The organism is Pseudomonas sp. IT-P260 (assembly GCF_949768395.1).
GTDB classification, from domain to species: Bacteria; Pseudomonadota; Gammaproteobacteria; order Pseudomonadales; family Pseudomonadaceae; genus Aquipseudomonas; species Aquipseudomonas parakoreensis.
In genome coordinates, this window is the sequence record NZ_CATKPO010000012.1 from 1 (window position 1) to 23599 (window position 23599).

A 23599-nucleotide genomic window follows, 5' to 3' on the forward strand; every position below is an offset into this window, starting at 1 on the left:
GGGGATTTGTGGCGATTCCTGAATAAAAAAGGGAGGCCCTTGCGGGCCTCCCTTTTTCATTGCGTCTTGCCCTTACAGGCTGGAAATCCGCGCATGTTGCTCGGCCAGCTTGCCCAAGGCCTGTTCAGCCTCGGCCAGTTTGGCGCGTTCCTTCTCGATGACTTCGGCCGGCGCCTTGTCAACGAAACCGGCGTTCGACAGCTTGCCGCCAACGCGCTGGACTTCACCCTGCAGACGCAGGATTTCCTTGTCCAGACGCGCCAGCTCGGCGCCCTTGTCGATCAGGCCGGCCATCGGCACCAGCACTTCCATCTCGCCAACCAGCGCGGTGGCCGACAGTGGTGCTTCTTCGCCAGCGGCCAGCACGGTGATCGATTCCAGACGCGCCAGCTTCTTCAGCAGCGCTTCGTTCTCGGTCAGACGACGCTGGTCTTCAGCGCTGACGTTCTTCAGGTAGATCGGCAGCGGTTTGCCCGGGCCGATGTTCATTTCGCCACGGATGTTGCGCGTGCCGAGCATCAGGCCTTTGAGCCATTCGATGTCGTCCTCGGCGGCCGGATCGATGCGCTCTTCGTTGGCCACCGGCCAAGGCTGCAGCATGATCGTCTTGCCCTGAATACCGGCCAGCGGCGCGATGCGCTGCCAGATTTCTTCAGTGATGAACGGCATGAACGGATGCGCCAGACGCAGCGCCACTTCCAGCACGCGCACCAGCGTGCGACGGGTGCCGCGCTGACGCTCGACCGGCGCGTTTTCGTCCCACAGCACAGGCTTGGACAGTTCCAGGTACCAGTCGCAGTACTGGTTCCAGATGAACTCGTACAGCGCTTGCGCGGCGAGGTCGAAACGGAACTGATCCAGTTGACGGGTCACTTCGGCTTCGGTGCGTTGCAGTTGCGAGATGATCCAGCGATCCGCCAGCGACAGCTCGTAGGCCTCGCCGTTCTGGCCGCAGTCTTCGCCTTTGTCCAGAACATAACGCGCGGCGTTCCAGATCTTGTTGCAGAAGTTGCGATAGCCTTCGACGCGGCCCATGTCGAACTTGATGTCGCGACCGGTCGAGGCCAGCGAGCAGAAGGTGAAGCGCAGGGCGTCGGTGCCGTAACTGGCGATGCCGTCGGCGAACTCGTCGCGGGTCTGCTTCTCGATCTTCTTCGCCAGTTTCGGCTGCATCATGCCGGAGGTGCGTTTCTGCACCAGGGCTTCCAGTTCGATACCGTCGATGATGTCCAGCGGGTCAAGGACGTTGCCCTTGGACTTGGACATCTTCTGGCCCTGGCCATCACGCACCAGGCCGTGCACGTAAACGGTCTTGAACGGTACTTGCGGGGTGCCGTCCTCGTTCTTGATCAGGTGCATCGTCAGCATGATCATCCGGGCAACCCAGAAGAAAATGATGTCGAAACCGGTGACCAGCACGTCGGTGGAGTGGAATTTCTTCAGGAACTCGGTCTTTTCCGGCCAGCCCAGAGTGGAGAACGTCCACAGGCCCGAGCTGAACCAGGTGTCGAGCACGTCGTTGTCCTGTTGCAGCGCAACGTCCGGACCGAGGTTGTGCTTGGCACGCACTTCGGCTTCGTCGCGACCGACGTAGACCTTGCCCGACTCGTCGTACCAGGCCGGAATCCGGTGGCCCCACCACAGCTGACGGCTGATGCACCAGTCCTGGATGTCGCGCATCCACGAGAAGTACATGTTTTCGTACTGCTTGGGCACGAACTGGATGCGGCCGTCTTCAACGGCGGCAATCGCCGGCTCGGCCAGAGGTTTGGTCGACACGTACCACTGGTCGGTCAGCCACGGCTCGATCACGGTGCCGGAACGGTCGCCTTTCGGCACTTTCAGGTTGTGATCGTCGACGCTGACCAGCAGGCCGGCGGCGTCGAACGCGGCAACGATCTGCTTGCGCGCTTCGAAACGCTCGAGACCGGCGTACTCGGCCGGGATCTTGCCGTCGATGCTGTCGTTCAGCGTGCCGTCGAGGTTGAACACCTGGGCTGCGGGCAGCACGTTGGCGTTCTTGTCGAAGATGTTCAGCAGCGGCAGGTTGTGACGCTTGCCGACTTCGTAGTCGTTGAAATCGTGGGCCGGGGTGATTTTCACGCAGCCGGTGCCGAATTCAGGGTCGCAGTAATCGTCGGCGATGATCGGGATGCGGCGGCCAACCAGTGGCAGCTCGACAAATTTGCCGATCAGGGCTTTGTAGCGCTCATCGTTCGGGTTAACCGCGACGGCGGAGTCGCCGAGCATGGTTTCCGGACGGGTGGTCGCGACGATCAGGAAATCGTTGCCTTCAGCGGTTTTCGCGCCGTCGGCCAGCGGGTACTTGAGGTTCCACAGGAAACCTTTTTCGTCGTGGTTTTCCACTTCGAGGTCGGAAATCGCCGTGTGCAGCTTGGTGTCCCAGTTGACCAGACGCTTGCCGCGGTAGATCAGACCGTCTTCGTGCAGGCGTACGAAGGCTTCCTTGACCGCTTCCGAGAGGCCGTCGTCCATGGTGAAGCGCTCGCGGCTCCAGTCCACGGACGAGCCGAGGCGGCGGATCTGACGGCTGATGTTGCCGCCGGACTGATCCTTCCACTCCCAGACTTTCTCGAGGAATTTCTCGCGGCCCAGGTCGTGGCGGTTCTGGCCTTGGGCTTCGAGTTGACGCTCCACCAGCATCTGCGTGGCGATACCGGCGTGGTCGGTGCCCGGCTGCCACAGGGTATTGCGACCCTGCATGCGGCGGAAACGGATCAGGGCGTCCATGATCGCGTTGTTGAAACCGTGACCCATGTGCAGGCTGCCGGTGACGTTTGGCGGCGGGATCATGATGGTGTAGGAATCGCCCGCGCCTTGCGGTGCGAAATAGTTCTCGGACTCCCAGGTGTTGTACCAGGAAGTTTCAATGGCGTGCGGCTGGTAGGTCTTATCCATGCGCGGCGGGACCCTATTGGCATTTATTCAGGAAAAGCCGGGAAGTATAGCGGGGCATGGGGCCGAGGGCGAGCGGGGGGAGGCTGGGCGGAGATCTAAATGTGATCGCGAACTCTGTGGCGAGGGAGCTTGCTCCCGCTCGGCTGCGCAGCAGTCGTAAAAACTGCCACGCAGGCTTCGCGGACAAAACACTGTTGAATGGTTTTGGGGGCGCTTCGCGCCCCAGCGGGAGCAAGCTCCCTCGCCACAAAAAGTACCGAAGGCCGGGTTATTCGTATTGGCTGAGCAACCGTTCCATCCGCGCCTCGAGGCGGCGTTTGATTTCGGTTTCGATGTGCGGTGCGAAGTCGTCGATCACGTCCTGCATGATCAACTGCGCGGCGGCGCGCAGTTCGCTGTCCAGGTGCAGCAGGGCGTCCGGGCCTTTATCCACAGGCGCTGTCTTGAGTGCGGCAGACGTCGGCGGTGGTTCAATGGCGGGCGGCGTGGGGTCGACAGCCTCGAACAGCATCGGAATCTGTTCCTGTTCACCGTCATCGACCGTGTCGGTCAGCAGCGGCGGTTGCAGGTTGTCATCGCCGAGCAACTGACGGATCGATTCGAGATCGTCCAGCAGGTGCGCAGGCTTTTGCAGCGGTTTTGGAGTGTCCATCGGCGTACTCAGAGTCGCTGTAAACGGTGATCTTGCAGAGGATAGCCCTGTTCGCGGTAGAAACGGAAACTCTCCCGTGCCGCCGCGCGAATCGTCGGATCTTCCACCACCACTTCCGCCACGCGGGCGAATTGGCTGGCAAAGGCCGGGACTTTCAGGTCGAGATTGACCAGCAGATCCTGATGCGCGCCGCAGTCCGCGCCGACTCCCAGCACAATCAAACCGTCCGGTTCGCTCTCGGCAGGGCCATGAGGGACGAAGGTTTCGCCCTTGAATGCCCACAGGCGCGCATCGAGATCATCACGCTGAGCAGCATCGCTGCAATGCAGGTAGATGCGGTGGCCCATGCGCCAGGCTTTTTCGGTGAGCTTGCAGGCAAAGTCCAGGCGAGCCGAAGGATCGGCGCTGGGCAGGATATAGAAGTCGACTTTGGTCATTGCGGTTCCTGAGCCTTGAGCGGCGTCACCGTAGAGTGACGCCGCCCAGGTTCATCGGTTTCAGGCTTTGGCGCGGTCCAGCAGGTATTGGGTCAGCAGCGGAACCGGACGGCCAGTGGCGCCTTTGTCCTTGCCGCCGCTGGTCCATGCGGTGCCGGCGATGTCCAGGTGCGCCCAGTTAAGGTTCTTGGTGAAGCGCGACAGGAAGCACGCGGCGGTGATGGTGCCGGCCTTCGGCCCGCCAATGTTGGCGATGTCGGCGAACGGGCTGTCCAGTTGCTCCTGGTATTCGTCGAACAGCGGCAGTTGCCAGGCACGGTCGTCAGCGGCCTTGCCGGCACTGAGCAGTTGCTCGATCAGCTCGTCGTTGTTGCCCAGCAGGCCAGACGTGTGTGCACCGAGTGCAACCACACAGGCGCCGGTCAGGGTGGCGATATCGATCACCGCTTGCGGCTTGAAGCGCTCGGAGTAGGTCAGCGCGTCGCACAGCACCAGACGGCCTTCGGCGTCGGTGTTGAGGATTTCCACGGTCTGGCCGCTCATGGTGGTGACGATGTCGCCCGGACGCGACGCAGTGCCGCTCGGCATGTTTTCCGCACAGGCGAGGATGCACACCAGATTGATCGGCAGTTTCAGTTCGAGCACGGCACGCAGGGTACCGAACACGCTGGCCGCGCCGCCCATGTCGTACTTCATTTCGTCCATGCCGGCGCCAGGCTTGAGGCTGATGCCGCCGGTGTCGAAAGTGATGCCTTTACCGACCAGCGCGTAAGGCTTCTCGGACTTCTTGCCACCGTTGTATTGCATGACGATCAGGCGCGGTGGCTGGGCGCTGCCCTGACCGACGGCGTAGAACGAACCCATCCCCAGTGATTTGATCTTCTTCTCGTCGAGGACTTCGACTTTCAGATCCTTGAACTCTTTGCCCAGGTTCTTGGCTTGTTCGCCAAGGAAGGTCGGGTGGCAGATGTTGGGTGGCAGGTTGCCCAGATTGCGGGTGAACGCCATGCCGTTGGCGATGGCGGTCGCGTGGTTCACCGCGCGCTGCACTTCGGCCTGGGCGGCTTTGATGGTCAGCAGGGTGATTTTCTTCAGGGCGCGCGGTTCGGCTTTCTGGCTCTTGAACTGGTCGAAGGTGTATTCGCCATCCACCAGAGTTTCGGCCAGCAGGCGGGTCTTGCCGTAGCTGTCGCGGTTCTTGACGATGATTTCATCCAGGGCCAGTACGGCGTCGCTGCCGCCCAGACCTTTCAGGGTGTTGAGGATGCCGGCAACGATTTTTCGGAACGGACGGTCACCCAGTTCTTCATCCTTGCCCACGCCGACCAGCAGCACGCGCTCGGCCTTGAGGTTCGGCAGGCTGTGCAGCAGCAGGCTTTGACCGACCTTGCCGGCCAGATCGCCACGCTTGAGCACGGCGCTGATCGCGCCACCGCTCAACTCGTCGACCTGTCTGGCGGCAACGCCGAGTTTGCGGCCTTCGCCAACGGCAACCACCAGGGTGGCGGTTTTCAACGTTTCTGGGCTAACGCTTTTTACAACCAGTTCCATGTCCGGATCCCTGAATGAATGGTCAACACGCAGGCGCTCGACGGTGTCCGCAGTCGCCTGCTTATAGATAGAAGAGGCGCAGGTCTGTGCCTGCGACGAAGGCGGCAGTTTGAACCTCGCTCACCGCGCCTGACAACCCTCGGTTGTGCGATCTTCAACGGAATCTACGCTTGGGTGAGTGTGCGCAGTGACAGGCGCCCTCAATCACAGGATAATGCCGCATCTTTTTTCGACGGCTCTGCCTTGCGGGTCGCTCGAAACGTTTGCTTGTTTGGCCGCCTTAGCCTGACAACCCTGGAGTGTCTGGTTTGATCGTCTTCCGTTATCTGTCCCGTGAAGTGATGTTGACCCTGAGCGCCGTCAGCGCCGTGCTGCTGGTCATCATCATGAGCGGTCGCTTCATCAAATACCTTGCCCAGGCCGCTGCGGGCCAACTCGATCCGGGATCGCTGTTCCTGATCATGGGTTACCGCCTGCCGGGTTTCATGCAACTGATCCTGCCGTTGGGCCTGTTTCTCGGGATCCTGCTGGCTTACGGCCGGCTGTATCTCGAAAGCGAAATGACCGTGCTCTCGGCCACCGGTATGAGTCAGCAGCGTCTGCTGCGCATGACCCTGTTCCCGGCAACCCTGGTGGCGCTGGTCGTCGCGTGGCTGAGCCTGAGCCTGGCCCCGCAGGGCGCCAACCAGTTTCAGCTGCTGCTGAACAAGCAGGACGCCCTGACCGAGTTCGATACCCTTGAGCCTGGCCGTTTTCAGGCGTTGCGTGACGGTACTCGGGTGACCTACACCGAAAGCCTGACCGACGATCGCGTCAACCTTGGCGGCGTGTTCATCTCGCAGAAGAACCTTGGCTCGGATCAGAAAGACCGCGGGATTTCCGTACTGGTGGCCGAGAAGGGGCGGCAGGAAGTCCACTCGGACGGCAACCGCTATCTGATCCTGCACAACGGTTATCGCTATGACGGCAGCCCGGGTCAGGCCGATTACCGCGCGATCAAATACGACACCTACGGCGTATTGCTGCCCAAGCCCGATGCCAGCGACGAAGTCACCGACCGTGATGCGATCCCGACTTCGACCCTGCTGAGCGCCGACGACGAGCGATCCAGGGCCGAACTGCAATGGCGGATTTCGCTACCGTTGCTGGTGTTCATCGTGACCCTGATGGCGGTGCCGTTGTCGCGGGTCAATCCGCGTCAGGGCCGTTTCCTGAAGCTGCTGCCGGCGATTCTTCTTTATATGGCTTACCTGACCATTCTGATTGCCGCCCGCGGCGCCCTCGAAAAAGGCAAGATTCCACCGGCCCTTGGCCTGTGGTGGGTGCACGGGATCTTCCTGTTCATCGGGCTCGGCCTGTTGTACTGGGAGCCGTTGCGCCTGAAGCTGGCCAGCCGTCGCAGCGCGGCGCTGGAGGTGGCCCGTGGTTAAACTCGACCGCTACATCGGCAGCAGCGTATTCGTGGCGATCATCGCCGTGCTGGCGATCATTCTGGGTCTGGCGACCCTGTTTGCCTTCATCGACGAGATGAGCGACGTCAACGATACCTACACGCTGACCGATGTGCTGAGCTTCGTCCTGCTCACCGCGCCACGCCGTCTGTATGAAATGCTGCCGATGGCCGCGCTGATCGGCTGTCTGATCGGCCTCGGCAGTCTGGCCAGCAGCAGCGAGCTGACGGTGATGCGTGCCGCGGGTGTGTCCATCGGGCGCATTGTCTGGGCGGTCATGAAGCCCATGCTGGTGCTGATGCTGGCCGGCGTGCTGATCGGTGAATACGTGGCCCCGGCCACCGAAAGCATGGCCCAGGCCAATCGCTCGCTGGCGCAAGGCAGTGGCGACGCGCAGAGCGCCAAGCACGGCATGTGGCACCGTCAGGGTGAGGAGTTCATCCATATCAACGCCGTGCAACCCGACGGCCTGCTGTATGGGGTGACCCGCTATCACTTCGACAAAGAGCGCCACCTGCTCAGCTCCAGCTTCGCCAAGCGTGCGGAGTTCGACGGCAAGCGCTGGCTGCTCACTGACGTGACCACCACGGTGTTCCACGAGCGCAGCACCGAAGTGGTGAATGCGCCGAGCGAGGAGTGGGACGTATCGTTGAGCCCGCAATTGCTCAACACGGTGGTGATGGCGCCTGAGTCGCTGTCGATTTCCGGTCTGTGGGGCTATATCCACTATCTGGCGGATCAAGGCCTGAGCAACGGTCGTTACTGGCTGGCATTTTGGGTCAAGGTGTTGCAGCCGCTGGTCACCGCTGCGCTGGTGCTGATGGCGATTTCCTTCATCTTCGGCCCATTGCGCTCGGTAACCCTCGGTCAGCGGGTGTTCACTGGTGTGCTGGTGGGCTTCACCTTCCGCATCGTCCAGGATCTGCTCGGCCCGTCGAGCCTGGTGTTCGGTTTCTCGCCGCTGTTCGCGGTGCTGGTGCCGGCCTCGGTCTGTGCGCTGGCGGGTGTCTGGTTGCTGCGACGCGCCGGTTGATGACCGCGTTGTTGCCAATGCTTTAACCGCGAAAACGCCTCGGTCGACAGACCGGGGCGTTTTCGTATGCAAGCCGGGTGACAGGCGAACGTGACGCTTGCGCCGTGTATCAGGTACAATTCCCGGCTATTTTTCGGCGGGCCAAGCCTGCAGCCTTTTTGAGTGTTGATCCGTGAGTGATTTGAGTCATATCCGCAATTTCTCCATCATCGCCCACATTGACCATGGCAAGTCGACGCTGGCTGACCGTTTCATCCAGATGTGCGGTGGCCTGGCCGAGCGTGAAATGGAAGCCCAGGTACTGGATTCCATGGATCTGGAGCGCGAACGCGGGATCACCATCAAGGCCCACAGCGTTACCCTCTATTACAAAGCCAAAGACGGCGTCACCTACCAGCTGAACTTCATTGACACCCCGGGTCACGTCGACTTCACCTACGAAGTCAGCCGTTCCCTGGCCGCGTGTGAAGGCGCATTGCTGGTGGTCGATGCCGGTCAGGGTGTTGAAGCCCAGTCCGTGGCCAACTGCTACACCGCCATCGAGCAGGGCCTCGAGGTCATGCCGGTGTTGAACAAGATCGACCTGCCACAGGCCGAGCCGGACCGCGTCAAGGACGAGATCGAGAAGATCATCGGCATCGACGCCACCGACGCCGTCACCTGCAGCGCCAAGACCGGCCTGGGTGTCGACGAAGTGCTCGAGCGTCTGGTCGCGACCATTCCTGCGCCGACCGGCAACATCGAAGATCCGCTGCAAGCGTTGATCATCGACTCCTGGTTCGACAACTACCTGGGCGTTGTTTCCCTGGTGCGCGTGCGTCATGGCCGCGTGAAGAAGGGCGACAAGATCCTGGTGAAATCCACCGGCAAGATCCACCTGGTGGATAGCGTCGGTGTGTTCAACCCGAAACACACTGCCACTGCTGACCTCAAGGCCGGCGAAGTGGGCTTCATCATCGCCAGCATCAAGGACATTCACGGTGCACCGGTCGGTGACACCCTGACCCTGAGCTCGACCCCGGACGTTGAAGTGCTGCCCGGCTTCAAACGCATCCAGCCACAGGTTTACGCCGGTCTGTTCCCGGTCAGTTCCGACGACTTCGAGGACTTCCGCGAAGCGCTGCAGAAACTGACCCTGAACGACTCCTCGCTGCAGTACACCCCGGAAAGCTCCGACGCACTGGGCTTCGGCTTCCGTTGCGGGTTCCTCGGCATGCTGCACATGGAGATCATCCAGGAGCGCCTCGAGCGCGAATACGACCTGGACCTGATCACCACCGCGCCAACGGTAATTTTCGAGCTGGTGCTGAAAACCGGTGAAACGATTTACGTCGACAACCCGTCCAAGCTTCCGGATGTGTCGGCCATCGAAGACATGCGCGAACCGATCGTGCGAGCCAATATCCTGGTTCCGCAGGAACACCTGGGCAACGTCATCACCTTGTGCATCGAGAAACGCGGCGTACAGGTCGACATGCTGTTCCTCGGCAATCAGGTACAAGTGACCTACGACCTGCCGATGAACGAAGTGGTCCTGGACTTCTTCGACCGTCTCAAATCCACCAGCCGCGGCTATGCTTCGCTGGATTACCATTTCGATCGTTACCAATCGGCTAATCTGGTGAAACTGGACGTGCTGATCAACGGTGACAAGGTCGACGCCCTGGCGTTGATCGTGCACCGTGACAATTCGCACTTCAAAGGTCGCCAGTTGACCGAGAAGATGAAAGAACTGATTCCTCGTCAGATGTTCGACGTGGCGATCCAGGCGGCCATTGGCGGTCAGATCGTTGCCCGGACAACCGTCAAGGCACTCAGAAAGAACGTATTGGCCAAATGCTACGGCGGTGACGTAAGCCGTAAGAAAAAGCTGCTTGAAAAGCAAAAGGCCGGTAAGAAACGCATGAAGCAGGTCGGCAACGTGGAAATTCCACAAGAAGCCTTCCTCGCCGTGCTCAGGTTGGAATAGTCAGGTCCTATGTCACTAAATTTCCCGCTGTTGCTGGTCATCGCCGTGTTCGTCTGCGGCCTGTTGGCGTTGCTCGATCTGCTGTTCCTGGCGCCGCGTCGGCGTGCTGCGATTGCCTCTTATCAAGGCAGTGTCAGCCAGCCGGAGCCCGTGGTGGTCGAGAAGCTGAACAAAGAGCCGTTGCTGGTTGAATACGGCAAGTCGTTCTTTCCGGTGCTGTTCATCGTGCTGGTGCTGCGTTCGTTCCTGGTGGAACCGTTCCAGATTCCGTCCGGCTCGATGAAACCGACGCTGGACGTCGGCGACTTCATTCTGGTGAACAAGTTTTCTTACGGGATCCGCCTGCCGGTGATCGACAAGAAAATCATCGAAGTCGGTGATCCACAGCGTGGCGATGTGATGGTGTTCCGCTACCCGAGCGACCCTAACGTCAACTACATCAAGCGTGTAGTCGGCGTACCGGGCGACACGGTGCGTTACACCGCCGACAAGCGTCTGTTCGTCAATGGCGAGTCGATTGCCGAGCAACTGGTCGGTTCCGAGCCGGGCACGCTGGGCAGCGCGGAACTCTACAAGGAAAAGCTCGGCGCCGCCGAACACCTGATCCGCAAGGAAATGAGCCGCTACCGCGCGACGCCTGACCATACCTGGACCGTGCCAGCCGGGCACTACTTCATGATGGGCGACAACCGCGACAACTCCAACGACAGTCGCTATTGGGATGATCCGAACATTCCCAAGGATCTGCTGGGCATGGTTCCCGACCAGAATATCGTCGGCAAAGCCTTCGCTGTCTGGATGAGCTGGCCGGAACCGAAACTCAGCCACCTGCCGAATTTCTCGCGGGTTGGCCTGATCAAGTAATCAATCACGGCGCTGTTGACCACAGCGCCGAATGCATTTCTGGCGTCGACACAAATTGGCGCCAGGGCATGAAGCCACGATATTCAGGACGTCATTTTTGAACACAGCGTTAATTGTCCCAGGCCTGCGCCGTACCCCGGCGATGGCAGTGGAATCCAGCCACGAACTCAGCGTGGGTAAACCGTGAGCGTTTCTCTAAGCCGTCTCGAGCGCCAGCTCGGTTACACCTTCAAGGATCAGGAGCTGATGCTGCTGGCCCTCACGCACCGCAGCTTTGCCGGGCGTAACAACGAACGCCTGGAATTCCTTGGCGATGCCATCCTCAACTTCGTCGCCGGCGAGGCGCTGTTCGATCGCTTCCCGCTGGCTCGCGAAGGCCAGTTGTCGCGTTTGCGCGCACGCCTGGTGAAGGGTGAGACACTGGCCGTGCTGGCTCGTGGTTTCGATCTGGGCGACTACCTGCGTCTGGGTTCGGGCGAACTGAAAAGCGGTGGTTTCCGTCGCGAATCGATTCTGGCCGACGCCCTCGAAGCGCTGATCGGCGCGATCTACCTGGATGCCGGCATGGACGTCGCTCGCGAGCGCGTGCTGGCCTGGCTGGCCGGTGAGTTCGAAGGCCTGACGCTGGTCGACACCAACAAGGATCCCAAGACCCGTCTGCAGGAACACCTGCAATCGCGCGGTTGTGAACTGCCACGCTATGAAGTGGTGGACATCCAGGGTGAGCCGCACTGCCGTACCTTCTTCGTCGAGTGCGAAGTGGTCTTATTGAATGAAAAAAGCCGAGGTCAGGGTGTGAGCCGTCGTATTGCCGAACAGGTAGCGGCCGCCGCAGCACTGATTGCCCTGGGCGTGGAGAATGGCAATGACTGATACAAACGCAACTCGCTGTGGCTACGTTGCCATCGTCGGCCGTCCCAACGTCGGCAAGTCGACGTTGCTCAACCACATCCTCGGCCAGAAGCTCGCGATCACCTCGCGCAAGCCGCAGACCACCCGTCACAACATGCTCGGGATCAAGACCGAAGGTGACGTGCAGGCGATCTACGTCGACACCCCCGGCATGCACAAGGGTGGCGAAAAGGCCCTGAACCGCTACATGAACAAAACTGCTTCGGCAGCGTTGAAAGACGTCGACGTGGTGATCTTCGTGGTCGATCGCACCAAGTGGACCGAAGAAGACCAGATGGTGCTGGAGCGCGTGCAGTACGTGACCGGCCCGCTGATCGTCGCGCTGAACAAGACCGACCGCATCGAAGACAAGGCCGAGCTGATGCCGCACCTGTCGTGGTTGCAGGAACAGCTGCCAAACGCACAGATCATCCCGATTTCCGCGCAGCAAGGGCACAACCTCGACGCGCTGGAAAAGGTCATCGCCGATCACTTGCCGGAGAACGATCATTTCTTCCCGGAAGACCAGATTACCGACCGCAGCAGCCGTTTCCTTGCTGCCGAACTGGTGCGCGAGAAAATCATGCGCCAGATGGGCGCCGAGCTGCCTTACCAGATCACCGTCGAGATCGAAGAATTCAAGCAGCAAGGCAAGACCCTGCACATTCACGCGCTGATCCTCGTTGAGCGTGACGGCCAGAAGAAGATCATCATTGGCGACAAGGGCGAGCGCATCAAGCGCATCGGCACCGAAGCGCGCAAGGACATGGAGTTGCTGTTCGACGCCAAGATCATGCTCAACCTGTGGGTCAAGGTGAAGGGCGGCTGGTCCGACGACGAGCGTGCTCTGCGTTCGCTGGGTTACGGCGACCTGTAATTACCGTTCCAGAGAACACCAATACCCACTGTGGGAGCGAGCCTGCTCGCGAAGGGATGTAACATTCAGCATTGATGTTGACTGTCACTCCGCTTTCGCGAGCAGGCTCGCTCCCACATTTGGTTTTGGGTGGTGTGTAAAAATCGCGTTTCTTCATCGAGAACTCCATGTCGCAAACCCCACCTCCCGCCCAACTCGCCTACGTCCTGCATTCGCGCGCCTACCGCGAAACCAGCGCGCTGGTCGACTTCCTCACGCCGCAAGGGCGGCTGCGGGCGGTGTTGCGCAGTGCGCGGGGCAAGGCCGGGACATTGGCGCGACCGTTCGTGCCGCTGGAAGTCGAGTTTCGTGGCAAGGGTGAGTTGAAGAATGTCGGGCGCATGGAAAGCGCCGGCAACGCGACCTGGATGGTCGGTGATGCGCTGTTCAGCGGCCTCTATCTCAATGAGCTGCTGATCCGCCTGCTGCCCGCCGAAGATCCGCACCCAGCGGTGTTCGATCACTACGCTGCAACCCTGCTGGCGCTGGCCGAAGGCCGCCCGCTGGAGCCGTTGTTGCGCTCCTTCGAATGGCGCCTGCTGGACGACCTCGGTTACGGCTTCTCGATGAGCACTGACATTCACGGCGAGCCAGTGGCCGCGGACGGCCTCTATCGCCTGCAAGTGGATGCCGGGCTGGAACGCGTCTTCCTGTTGCAGCCGGGTCTGTTCAACGGCACCGAACTGCTGGCCATGGCCGAAGCCGACTGGACCGCGCCCGGTGCGCTGTCGGCGGCCAAACGTCTGATGCGTCAGGCACTGGCCGTTCACTTGGGCGGTCGGCCCCTCGTCAGCCGCGAGCTATTTCGCAAGCCCTGATATGCTGTGCGCCGAATCTTTCCCTTCAGGAGCGCATCCGTGACCACCAGCAATCGCATTCTTCTTGGCGTGAACATCGACCACGTCGCCACCCTGCGTCAGGCCCGTGGAACACGCTACCCGGATCCGGTCAAGGCAGCGCTGGACGCGGAAGAGGCGGGCGCCGACGGCATCACCGTGCACCTGCGTGAAGACCGCCGGCACATTCAGGAGCGCGACGTGTTGCTGCTCAAGGATGTGCTGCAGACCCGCATGAACTTCGAAATGGGCGTCACTGAAGAAATGATGGCGTTCGCCGAGCGCATCCGTCCGGCGCACATCTGCCTGGTCCCGGAGACCCGTCAGGAACTGACCACTGAAGGCGGTCTGGATGTAGCGGGGCAGGAAGAGCGGATCAAGGCGGCGGTCGCGCGCCTGTCGAAGATCGGCAGCGAAGTGTCGCTGTTCATCGATGCCGACGAGCGCCAGATTGCGGCGTCCAAGCGCGTAGGAGCACCGGCGATCGAGCTGCACACCGGGCGTTACGCTGATGCCGAGACCCCGACCGAAGTTGCTGAGGAATTGAAGCGTGTGGCGGACGGCGTGGCGTTTGGTCTGACGCAGGGCCTGATCGTCAATGCCGGGCATGGCCTGCATTATCACAACGTCGAAGCCGTGGCGGCGATCAAGGGCATCAATGAACTGAACATCGGCCATGCGCTGGTGGCGCATGCGTTGTTCGTGGGCTTCAAATCTGCTGTTTCTGAAATGAAAGCGCTGATTCTGGCGGCTGCCAAGCACTAAGCCACAACACAAAAACCTGTGGGAGCGAGCCTGCTCGCGAAAGCGGCAAATCAGTCAACCATGATGTCGACTGACACGACGCCTTCGCGAGCAGGCTCGCTCCCGCATTTGTTTTTTGGGGTGTTGGTTAGAGCGGGGCAGGCTCTTGCGCCGGCTTGGTCTTGTCGATCCCCGGCACATGCAGATTGCCCTCGGCCACCTGATCGCCTTCGAGCTGCGGCTGGGTCACCCAGGTCAGAATGTCGTAGTAGCGACGGATGTTCGCCACGAAATGCACCGGCTCGCCGCCCCGGGCATAGCCGTAGCGGGTCTTGCTGTACCACTGCTTCTGCGACAGGCGCGGCAGCATCTTCTTCACGTCCAGCCACTTGTCCGGGTTCAGGCCTTCGCGGGACGCCAGTTTGCGCGCGTCATCCAGATGGCCGCTGCCGACGTTGTACGCCGCCAAGGCAAACCAGGTTCGGTCCGGTTCCTGAATCGATTCGTCGAGCTGATCCTTCATGTAGGCCAGGTACTTGGCGCCGCCCATGATGCTTTGCTTGGGATCGAGCCGGTTCGACACGCCCATCGCCTGAGCGGTGTTCTGGGTCAGCATCATCAAGCCGCGCACGCCGGTTTTCGAAGTGACTGCCGGTTGCCACAGCGATTCCTGATAACCGATGGCCGCGAGCAGGCGCCAGTCGATTTTCTCTTTCTTGGCGTAGGCCTTGAAGTGCTGTTCGTATTTGGGCAGGCGCTGCTGCAGGTGCTGGGCGAAGGTGGTGGCGCCCATGTAGCCGAGGACATCGACGTGGCCGTAGTAACGGTCTTTCAGGCGCTGCAGGGTGCCGTTTTTCTGCACCTTGTCGAGGTAGGCGTTGATCTCGTTGAGCAGGCTGTTGTCTTCGCCGGCGGCCACGGCCCAGCTCTGACTGCGCGCATCGCCGAGGTCGAAGGCCACGCGGATGTTGGTGAAGTACACCTGGTTCATTGCCACTTCGTTGGAATCGACCAGGGTCAGGTCGATCTGACCTTCATCGACCATGCGCAGCAGGTCGACCACTTCCACAGCGTCGGATTCTTCGTATTCGATGCCCGGAAACTTCTTTTTCAGCTCGGCCAGTTGTTCGGCGTGGGTGCTGCCCTTGAGCACCATGATCTTCTTTCCGACCAGATCGCCCGGGTCGGTAGGCCGCGACTGGCCGTTGCGGTAGATGATCTGCGGGGTGACTTCGAGGTAGGAGTGGGAGAACCGCACCTGCTTCTTGCGCTCCTCGCTGCTGACCAGGCCCGCCGCCGCCAGTACCGGGCCGTTCGGCTTGCCGATCTGATTGAACAGGTCATCGAGGTTGTCGGCGGTCTCGATCTTCAGCTCGACCCCCAAATCGTCGGCGAAGCGCTTCACCAGCTCGTATTCGAAGCCGGTTTCACCGCTGCGATCCTGAAAGTAGGTGGCGGGGCTGTTACGGGTAATCACCCGCAGCACACCATCCTCCTTTACGCGCTCAAGTGTGTTGGGTTTATCAACACAACCACCGAGCATCAGGAAGAGTCCGGTTGCGATCAGCCATTTGGCGTACCGCGGACGCAAAGCCGTTGGGAAAAACATGTGCGCAGTATACGCAAACGGCTGCGGGCGCCATATCTCGACAGTGAGGGGCTTGTCTGCTAGAGATCACAAAACCGCACGAAACCCCGCAGGAATGGGGCTTAGCGGCATTTTGTGACAGAAAAAATAAGCGTTGGCCGCGCACTCTCGAAATTTGACTTCAAAGGCAGAAACACAGATTGATATCCGAGTGCAACCGTGCGTAGCGTTTCGGGTGATGTTGAGGGCGGTTTAGGCTAGAATGCACGGCCTCAAAGCACACCCCTTCCCGAGGCTGTCCCGAAGATGTTGATCCTGCGCGGCGCTCCTGCCCTTTCTGCCTTTCGCCACAGCAAACTCCTTGAGCAACTGAGCCAGAAGGTTCCAGCTGTCAATGGCCTGTATGCTGAATTCGCTCACTTCGCCGAAGTCACCGGCGTCCTGACCGGCGACGAACAGCAGGTGCTTGCGCGCCTTCTGAAGTACGGCCCAAGCGTTCCGGTACAAGAGCCGACCGGTCGTCTGTTCCTGGTGTTGCCGCGTTTCGGCACCATCTCGCCATGGTCGAGCAAGGCCAGCGACATCGCCCGCAACTGCGGCCTGAGCAAGATCCAGCGTCTGGAGCGCGGCATCGCGTTCTACGTGGCCGGCCAGTTCAGCGACATTGAAGCCCAGCAGATTGCCGACGTGCTGCATGACCGCATGACCCAGATCGTCCTGGGCAATCTGGAACAGGCCGCGGGTCTGTTCAGCCACGCCGAGCCGAAACCGCTGACCGCGATCGACATCCTCGGTGGCGGCCGCGCCGCGCTGGAAAAAGCCAACACCGAGCTGGGCCTGGCCCTGGCCGAAGACGAAATCGACTATCTGGTCAACGCCTTCAACGGTCTCAAGCGCAACCCGCACGACATCGAACTGATGATGTTCGCCCAGGCCAACTCCGAGCACTGCCGCCACAAGATCTTCAACGCCAGTTGGGATATTGACGGCGAGAGCCAGGAAAAAAGCCTGTTCGGCATGATCAAGAACACCTACCAGATGCACAACGAAGGCGTGCTGTCCGCTTATAAGGACAACGCTTCGGTGATCGTCGGTAACGTCGCCGGCCGCTTCTTCCCGGATCCGGAAACCCGCCAGTACGGCGCGGTGCAGGAGCCGGTGCACATCCTGATGAAGGTCGAGACCCACAACCACCCGACCGCGATCGCCCCGTTCCCGGGCGCGTCCACCGGTTCCGGTGGCGAGATCCGCGACGAAGGTGCCACCGGTCGTGGCGCCAAGCCAAAGGCCGGCCTGACCGGTTTCACCGTGTCCAACCTGCAGATCCCGGGCTTCGAACAGCCGTGGGAAGTGCCGTACGGCAAGCCTGAGCGCATCGTTACCGCGCTGGACATCATGATCGAAGGCCCGCTGGGCGGCGCCGCGTTCAACAACGAATTCGGTCGTCCGGCCCTGACAGGCTACTTCCGTACCTTCGAACAATCGATCAGCACCCCGCACGGTGACGAAGTTCGCGGTTACCACAAGCCGATCATGTTGGCTGGCGGCATGGGCAACATCCGTGAAGAGCACGTCAAGAAAGGCGAGATCGTCGTCGGCTCCAAGCTGATCGTCCTCGGCGGCCCGGCGATGCTCATCGGTCTGGGCGGCGGCGCCGCGTCCTCGATGGCCACCGGCACCAGCTCGGCGGATCTCGACTTCGCTTCCGTACAGCGTGAAAACCCTGAGATGGAGCGTCGCTGCCAGGAAGTCATCGACCGTTGCTGGCAGCTGGGCGACAAGAACCCGATCAGCTTCATCCACGACGTGGGCGCGGGCGGTCTGTCCAACGCCTTCCCGGAACTGGTCAACGACGGCGACCGCGGTGGCCGTTTCGAACTGCGCAACATTCCAAACGACGAGCCGGGCATGGCCCCGCACGAAATCTGGTCCAACGAATCCCAGGAACGTTACGTTCTGGCAGTCGGCCCGGCTGACTTCGAGCGCTTCAAGGCGATCTGCGAACGCGAGCGTTGCCCGTTTGCCGTTGTTGGTGAAGCCACCGCTGAACCGCAACTGACCGTGACCGACAGCCACTTCGGCAACAACCCGGTGGACATGCCGCTGGAAGTGTTGCTGGGCAAGGCGCCGCGCATGCACCGTTCGGTGGTGCGCGAAGCCGAGCTGGGCGACGATTTCGATCCGTCGAACCTCGACATCGCCGATTCCATCGAGCGCGTCCTGCACCATCCGGCCGTGGCGAGCAAAAGCTTCCTGATCACCATCGGCGACCGCACCATCACCGGCCTCGTGGCCCGTGACCAGATGGTTGGCCCATGGCAGGTTCCGGTGGCCGACGTCGCCGTCACCGCCACCAGTTTCGACGTCTATACCGGTGAAGCGATGGCCATGGGCGAGCGTACTCCGCTGGCGCTGCTGGACGCTCCGGCGTCGGGCCGCATGGCCATCGGCGAAACCCTGACCAACATTGCCGCTTCGCGCATCAACAAGATTTCCGACATCAAACTGTCGGCGAACTGGATGTCCGCTGCCGGCCACCCGGGCGAAGACGCGCGTCTGTACGACACCGTGAAAGCGGTCGGCATGGAACTGTGCCCTGAGCTGGGCATCACCATTCCGGTCGGCAAGGACTCGATGTCCATGGCCACCCGCTGGAACGACAACGGTGAAGAAAAAACCGTGACCTCGCCGATGTCGCTGATCGTGACCGGTTTCGCCCCAGTGGCTGACATCCGTCAGACCCTGACCCCGGAACTGCGCATGGACAAGGGCACCACCGACCTGATCCTGATCGACCTTGGTCGCGGTCAGAACCGCATGGGTGCCTCGATCCTCGCTCAGGTTCACGGCAAGCTCGGCAAGCAGGCACCGGACGTCGACGACGCGGAAGACCTGAAGGCCTTCTTCGCGGTGATCCAGGGCCTCAACGCCGACGGTCACCTGCTGGCTTACCACGACCGTTCCGACGGTGGTCTGCTGACCTCCGTGGTGGAAATGGCCTTCGCCGGCCACTGCGGTCTGAGCCTGAACCTCGACAGCGTTGCTGAATCCTCGGCAGAAATCGCCGCGATCCTGTTCAACGAAGAACTGGGTGCCGTGATCCAGGTTCGTCAGGACGCCACGCCAGATATCCTCGCGCAGTTCAGCGCAGCCGGTCTGGGCGACTGCGTGTCGGTGATCGGTCAGCCGATCAACAATGGCCAGATCAACATCACCTTCAACGGTGACACCGTGTTCGAAGGCCAGCGTCGTCTGCTGCAACGTACCTGGGCTGAAACCAGCTACCAGATCCAGCGTCTGCGCGACAACGCCGACTGCGCCGAGCAAGAGTTCGACGCGCTGCTGGAAGAAGACAACCCGGGCCTGAGCGTCAAGCTGAGCTACGACGTCAACCAGGACATCGCCGCGCCTTACATCAAGAAAGGCATCCGCCCCCAGGTGGCCGTGCTGCGTGAGCAGGGCGTCAACGGTCAGGTGGAAATGGCCGCCGCATTCGACCGCGCCGGTTTCAACGCGATCGACGTGCACATGAGCGATATTCTCGCTGGCCGTGTCGACCTGAACGAGTTCAAAGGCCTGGTGGCCTGCGGCGGTTTCTCCTACGGCGACGTCCTCGGCGCCGGTGAAGGCTGGGCCAAGTCGGCGCTGTTCAACAGCCGTGCCCGCGATGCGTTCCAGGGCTTCTTCGAACGTAACGACAGCTTCACCCTCGGCGTGTGCAACGGTTGCCAGATGATGTCCAACCTGCACGAGCTGATCCCGGGCAGCGAATTCTGGCCACACTTCGTGCGCAACCGCTCCGAGCAGTTCGAAGCGCGCGTGGCGATGGTGCAGATCCAGGAATCGAACTCGATCTTCCTGCAGGGCATGGCCGGTTCGCGGATGCCGATCGCCATCGCGCACGGTGAAGGCCATGCCGAGTTCTCCAGCGAAGAAGCCCTGCTGGAAGCCGATCTGTCCGGTTGCGTGGCGATGCGTTTCGTCGACAACCACGGCAAGGTCACCGAAGCCTACCCGGCCAACCCGAACGGTTCGCCGCGCGGGATCACCGGCCTTACCAGCCGCGACGGTCGTGTGACGATCATGATGCCGCACCCGGAGCGGGTGTTCCGCGCGGTGCAGAACTCGTGGCGTTCGGAGGACTGGACCGAAGATGCTCCTTGGATGCGCATGTTCCGTAACGCGCGCGTCTGGGTGAACTGAGGCCTGTGTACAAGCTCGCGTTTTTTGTTCCTGACAGTCATGTCGAGGTGGTCAAGGACGCTGTATTCGCTGCCGGTGGTGGGCGGATCGGTGACTATGACCACTGTGCGTGGCAGGTGCCTGGGTCTGGTCAGTTTCGACCGTTGGACGGCAGTCAGCCGTTCATTGGCGAGGCGGGGCAGGTTGAGCGGGTCGAGGAATGGAAGGTTGAGCTTGTGGTTTGTGACGCGTTGATTCGTGAGGTGGTGGCTGCTCTCAAGCTGAGCCACCCTTACGAGACGCCGGCTTATGAGGTGTGGCGGCTGGAGGATTTCTGATCTTCCTTCCGCTGGAATGAGAAACCCGCAGATGAGTGATTGTCTGCGGTTTTTTTGTTGCCTGCGATTTTCCGGGCAATGGGGTTCCAATGTGGGAGCGAGCCTGCTCGCGAAGGCGTCGGATCAGGCGATGATGTTCTGACTGATCGGGTACATATCCGTTGCTGCGGTAACGGCTGCTTAGGGTTTCGCCCTTACGGCGACTCACTTTTTTTACAAACGCCTAAAAAAAGTAAGCAAAAAAACGCTTGCTCCTGCGTTTGGCCCGCTCGCTGGGGCTCGGGGTCCCTTCGCTGCGGGCTCGATCCGGGCGCAGCGCCTACGGTTTGCTTCGCTGCACCTCCTCTCGCTGTGTTTGGCTTCGCCAAACGGTCGCTGCGCTCCCACGCCCGGATCAATCCCTCCACTCAGCCTTCCGACGTCGCCCGTGGATCAAGATCAAAAGCCACAGCCGAGCTTGCGCTCATCCTGGAGTGGGGCGGCTTCGCCGCATGGCGGTGTTCACAAGTTAAAAATATGGGAGCTGGCTTGCCAGCGATGGCGGCCTGACAGCCGACCAATTTCTATCGGGTGCAGTACTCACCTATAGGAGCTGCCGAAGGCTGCGATCTTTTGACTTTGGTTTTTTACAGTCAAAGGGCAGATCAAAAGATCGCAGCCTTCGGCAGCTCCTACACGGGATGTTTTGTGTTTAAGAGTGTGTGGAATTACCAGAACCTTCCCACAAGGTTTTCAGGTTGTCCCTCGGACGTCCGGTCTCTAGGCTTTGTCTGTCGCTGCCAATTCAGCGATCGGGAGGTGAGATACCCGATTTGGATCCCCAGACAAGTGCCCCCATAATTGCGGCCAGCTTTCGCTGTCAGCAATTCCTTATGGCGGCTATGTACGGGCGGACTTCGGTCCGGCCGGATTTGGGGTCCTTACCGGTAATCTCACTCCGTACATGGCTGCCACCTCTTCTCCGAGTGAGATCGGGAGCAAGTGGCTACAACACTTAAAAGGACTTGTTCGATGGACAAACTGATCCCCGACCCACCCCACAGAGCCACATCTCCACCCGCCGACGCCATCCGCGTCGAAGACCTGACGAAAGACCGCGAAGCCATCAAGTGCGCTGTCGATTTCTACTTCACCCCGCAGCCCGCCCAGGCGCATCAGTCCGGCACGATGTTCCTGGTCAACCCCAACGTCGACTCCGAAACCCTGCTAGCCCACGCCTACGAATCGTTGGCCTGCGCCAGTGCCATGGCCAGCAACTTCGCCAACGAGCTCAGCGGTCTGCAACGCAGCACCGCTCTTGCCATCCAGCAGATCGTCATGCTCGCCGAACTCGCGGTAAATCGAGCGCTGGATCGAGTCGATCCACAGACCTGATCTCTCAGGTTCACCGCGTTATCGTTCTTCGCGAGCAAGCCCGCTCCCACATTTGACCGGCGTACACAGGTCAATGTGGGAGCGAGCTTGCTCGGGAAGAGGCCCGCCCAGACGCCGGCGAGTCAAACCTTGGCGCTGACCTCACTCCGATTAACCAACGCCTCAATCGCCCCACTCAAACTCGCCGCTTTCTCACCAATCAACAAATGCCAGACCCCACCTTCCAACGGGCTGACACCCTGGCAACCCAACTCTTTCAACTGAGCCTCGGACAACGCTTTGCCATCGGCCAGTTGCACACGAATACGCGTCAGTGCGATGCAGTCCAGCTGCATCACATTCTCGCTACCGCCCAACGCAGTCAGCCATTGTTGAGCTTCCGGTGCAGCGACCAATACAGCTTTCGATTCCTCGACCACCGCAGCAGGCGCAGCCACCAACGCACGCCCAAGCGCTGGCATGGCGAGGCGGATTTCGTCGGCGATGCTGTCGGCCAATGGCCCGACCACCACCTGCAAGCTGCCGCCTTTGCCCGGGCGTACCACGGCCATCGCGCCCAGCGCTTTCAAATCAGCGTCGGAAGCCTTGTTGCGATCAACCATTTCCAGGCGCAGACGAGTCGTGCAGGCGCCAACTGTGACCAGATTCTCGGCACCGCCCAAGGCTTTGATGTACGCAGCCGCACGTTCGTTTTCTGTCAGCACCGACTTTTCGGCCGACGCCACATCCTCACGTCCCGGCGTCTTCAAATTGAAACGACGAATACAGAAATCAAACACCGCGTAATACACCACGGCATACGCCAGCCCGACCGGAATCACCAGCCAGCCATTGGTCGAGCGCCCCCAACCCAGCACCATGTCGATGAAGCCGCCGGAGAAGGTGAAACCCAGGTGGATGTTCAGCGCATTGGTGATCGCCATCGACAGGCCGGTCAGCAGCGCATGCAGCAGATACAGCAGCGGGGCGAGGAACATGAAGGCGAATTCGATGGGCTCGGTCACGCCGGTAAGGAACGAAGTCAGGGCCATCGACAGGAAGATCCCGCCCATGACCTTGCGCCGCTCTGGCAAGGCGTTGCGGTACATCGCCAGGCACGCGGCGGGCAGGCCGAAGATCATCATCGGGAACATGCCGGTCATGAACTGGCCGCCCTTTGGATCGCCGGCGAAGTAGCGTGACAGGTCGCCGGTGACCAGTGCACCGGTGGTCGGATCGGTGAAGTTGCCGAACACGAACCACGCCATGTTGTTGAGGATGTGGTGCAGGCCGGTGACGATCAGCAGGCGGTTGAACACGCCGAAGACGAAGGCGCCGAAGCTGCCGCTTTCCATCATCAGGCTGCCGAAGCTGTTGATGCCGTGCTGGATCGGCGGCCAGATGTAGCCGAACACCACGCCCAGCGCGACGGCGGCGAACCCGGTGACGATCGGCACGAAGCGCCGGCCGCCGAAGAATGCCAGGTACTCCGGCAGCTTGATGTCCTTGAAGCGGTTGTACAGCGCGCCGGCCATCAGGCCGCTGACGATCCCGGCGAGCATGCCCATGTTGATGCTCGGGTCGAGCACCTTGAGCGTGGAGATCATCACCAGGTAACCGATCACCCCGGCCAAACCCGCGGTGCCGTTGTTGTCCTTGGCAAACCCGACGGCGATGCCGATGGCGAAGATCATCGCCAGGTTGGCGAAGATCACTTGCCCGGCATCGTGAATGATCGCAATGTTCAACAGGTCGGTGTCACCCAGACGCAGCAGCAGGCCGGCAATCGGCAGGATCGCGATCGGCAGCATCAGCGCGCGGCCGAGGCGTTGCAGGCCTTCGATGAAGAGTTGGTACATGGTGGTTCTCCCTGCT

General features: G+C 60.9%; 17 protein-coding genes. 11 read left to right on the forward strand and 6 right to left on the reverse strand.

Annotated elements, in window-relative coordinates:
- Positions 1-72 precede the first annotated feature (72 nt).
- The 4 genes from ACM6HV_RS10550 to ACM6HV_RS10565 all read right to left on the reverse strand — a co-directional run bounded on the left by ACM6HV_RS10550 (position 73) and on the right by ACM6HV_RS10565 (position 5559).
- Positions 73-2919: a valine--tRNA ligase gene (locus ACM6HV_RS10550; RefSeq protein ID WP_198758452.1), complete on the reverse strand. Its 2847-nt coding sequence runs from the start codon at positions 2917-2919 to the stop codon at positions 73-75.
- 268 nt (positions 2920-3187) lie between these two features.
- On the reverse strand, positions 3188-3571 hold the full coding sequence (locus tag ACM6HV_RS10555) for a DNA polymerase III subunit chi (RefSeq protein ID WP_414904155.1): 384 nt from the start codon (positions 3569-3571) through the stop codon (positions 3188-3190).
- An 8-nt stretch (positions 3572-3579) separates the two neighbouring features.
- Positions 3580-4008, reverse strand: coding sequence for a DNA polymerase III subunit chi (locus ACM6HV_RS10560; protein WP_145597539.1), 429 nt, complete (start codon positions 4006-4008; stop codon positions 3580-3582).
- Positions 4009-4068: 60 nt separating this feature from the next.
- A complete protein-coding gene (locus ACM6HV_RS10565; protein WP_047292705.1) occupies positions 4069-5559 on the reverse strand; it encodes a leucyl aminopeptidase in 1491 nt (496 codons plus the stop codon).
- A 308-nt stretch (positions 5560-5867) separates the two neighbouring features.
- Here ACM6HV_RS10565 and lptF point away from each other — a divergent pair, with 308 nt between their 5' ends.
- From lptF to pdxJ, 8 genes are all read left to right on the forward strand, one after another.
- Entirely contained in the window at positions 5868-6989 is a 1122-nt protein-coding gene (gene lptF, locus ACM6HV_RS10570) for an LPS export ABC transporter permease LptF (protein ID WP_414904156.1), read from the forward strand.
- Positions 6982-8043: an LPS export ABC transporter permease LptG gene (gene lptG / locus ACM6HV_RS10575; protein ID WP_414904157.1), complete on the forward strand. Its 1062-nt coding sequence runs from the start codon at positions 6982-6984 to the stop codon at positions 8041-8043. The genes lptF and lptG overlap by 8 nt, the downstream gene beginning before the upstream one ends.
- 172 nt (positions 8044-8215) lie before the next feature.
- Complete coding sequence (lepA, locus tag ACM6HV_RS10580) at positions 8216-10012, forward strand: translation elongation factor 4 (protein ID WP_041064736.1); 1797 nt, start codon at positions 8216-8218, stop codon at positions 10010-10012.
- Positions 10013-10021: 9 nt separating this feature from the next.
- On the forward strand, positions 10022-10876 hold the full coding sequence (gene lepB / locus ACM6HV_RS10585; protein WP_041064734.1) for a signal peptidase I: 855 nt from the start codon (positions 10022-10024) through the stop codon (positions 10874-10876).
- A 183-nt stretch (positions 10877-11059) separates the two neighbouring features.
- Positions 11060-11749, forward strand: coding sequence for a ribonuclease III (gene rnc / locus ACM6HV_RS10590; protein ID WP_024011703.1), 690 nt, complete (start codon positions 11060-11062; stop codon positions 11747-11749).
- Entirely contained in the window at positions 11742-12644 is a 903-nt protein-coding gene (gene era / locus ACM6HV_RS10595; RefSeq protein WP_041064729.1) for a GTPase Era, read from the forward strand. Before rnc ends, era begins: the two co-directional genes overlap by 8 nt.
- 167 nt (positions 12645-12811) lie before the next feature.
- Positions 12812-13501: a DNA repair protein RecO gene (gene recO / locus ACM6HV_RS10600; protein WP_414904158.1), complete on the forward strand. Its 690-nt coding sequence runs from the start codon at positions 12812-12814 to the stop codon at positions 13499-13501.
- Positions 13502-13540: 39 nt separating this feature from the next.
- A complete protein-coding gene (pdxJ, locus tag ACM6HV_RS10605; RefSeq protein WP_145597547.1) occupies positions 13541-14284 on the forward strand; it encodes a pyridoxine 5'-phosphate synthase in 744 nt (247 codons plus the stop codon).
- Between the two features lie 127 nt (positions 14285-14411).
- Here pdxJ and mltF read toward each other — a convergent pair whose 3' ends face one another.
- Positions 14412-15872 (reverse strand): membrane-bound lytic murein transglycosylase MltF, encoded by a 1461-nt coding sequence (gene mltF, locus ACM6HV_RS10610; RefSeq protein WP_095667434.1) that lies wholly within the window; start codon positions 15870-15872, stop codon positions 14412-14414.
- A gap of 285 nt (positions 15873-16157) precedes the next feature.
- Between mltF and purL the strand changes: the two genes are divergently transcribed.
- From purL to ACM6HV_RS10625, 3 genes are all read left to right on the forward strand, one after another.
- Complete coding sequence (gene purL, locus ACM6HV_RS10615; protein WP_414904159.1) at positions 16158-20054, forward strand: phosphoribosylformylglycinamidine synthase; 3897 nt, start codon at positions 16158-16160, stop codon at positions 20052-20054.
- Between the two features lie 5 nt (positions 20055-20059).
- Complete coding sequence (locus ACM6HV_RS10620) at positions 20060-20371, forward strand: NGG1p interacting factor NIF3 (protein WP_414904160.1); 312 nt, start codon at positions 20060-20062, stop codon at positions 20369-20371.
- Positions 20372-21382: 1011 nt separating this feature from the next.
- Positions 21383-21745 (forward strand): DUF6124 family protein, encoded by a 363-nt coding sequence (locus ACM6HV_RS10625; protein WP_414904161.1) that lies wholly within the window; start codon positions 21383-21385, stop codon positions 21743-21745.
- 122 nt (positions 21746-21867) lie between these two features.
- On the opposite strand, the gene nagE is transcribed toward ACM6HV_RS10625, so the two are convergent.
- Positions 21868-23583, reverse strand: a complete 1716-nt coding sequence (nagE, locus tag ACM6HV_RS10630; RefSeq protein ID WP_414904162.1) for an N-acetylglucosamine-specific PTS transporter subunit IIBC — start codon at positions 23581-23583, stop codon at positions 21868-21870.
- Positions 23584-23599 lie beyond the last annotated feature (16 nt).

Excerpts from the sequence above, each read along its gene's own strand:
- ACM6HV_RS10625 (WP_414904161.1), top strand. The coding sequence starts at position 21,383 with ATGGACAAACTGATCCCCGACCCACCCCACAGAGCCACATCTCCACCC.
- purL (WP_414904159.1), top strand. The coding sequence starts at position 16,158 with ATGTTGATCCTGCGCGGCGCTCCTGCCCTTTCTGCCTTTCGCCACAGC.
- recO (WP_414904158.1), top strand. The coding sequence starts at position 12,812 with ATGTCGCAAACCCCACCTCCCGCCCAACTCGCCTACGTCCTGCATTCG.
- ACM6HV_RS10560 (WP_145597539.1), bottom strand. The coding sequence starts at position 4,008 with ATGACCAAAGTCGACTTCTATATCCTGCCCAGCGCCGATCCTTCGGCT.
- ACM6HV_RS10565 (WP_047292705.1), bottom strand. The coding sequence starts at position 5,559 with ATGGAACTGGTTGTAAAAAGCGTTAGCCCAGAAACGTTGAAAACCGCC.
- nagE (WP_414904162.1), bottom strand. The coding sequence starts at position 23,583 with ATGTACCAACTCTTCATCGAAGGCCTGCAACGCCTCGGCCGCGCGCTG.
- era (WP_041064729.1), top strand. The coding sequence starts at position 11,742 with ATGACTGATACAAACGCAACTCGCTGTGGCTACGTTGCCATCGTCGGC.
- mltF (WP_095667434.1), bottom strand. The coding sequence starts at position 15,872 with ATGTTTTTCCCAACGGCTTTGCGTCCGCGGTACGCCAAATGGCTGATC.
- ACM6HV_RS10555 (WP_414904155.1), bottom strand. The coding sequence starts at position 3,571 with ATGGACACTCCAAAACCGCTGCAAAAGCCTGCGCACCTGCTGGACGAT.
- lepB (WP_041064734.1), top strand. The coding sequence starts at position 10,022 with ATGTCACTAAATTTCCCGCTGTTGCTGGTCATCGCCGTGTTCGTCTGC.
- ACM6HV_RS10550 (WP_198758452.1), bottom strand. The coding sequence starts at position 2,919 with ATGGATAAGACCTACCAGCCGCACGCCATTGAAACTTCCTGGTACAAC.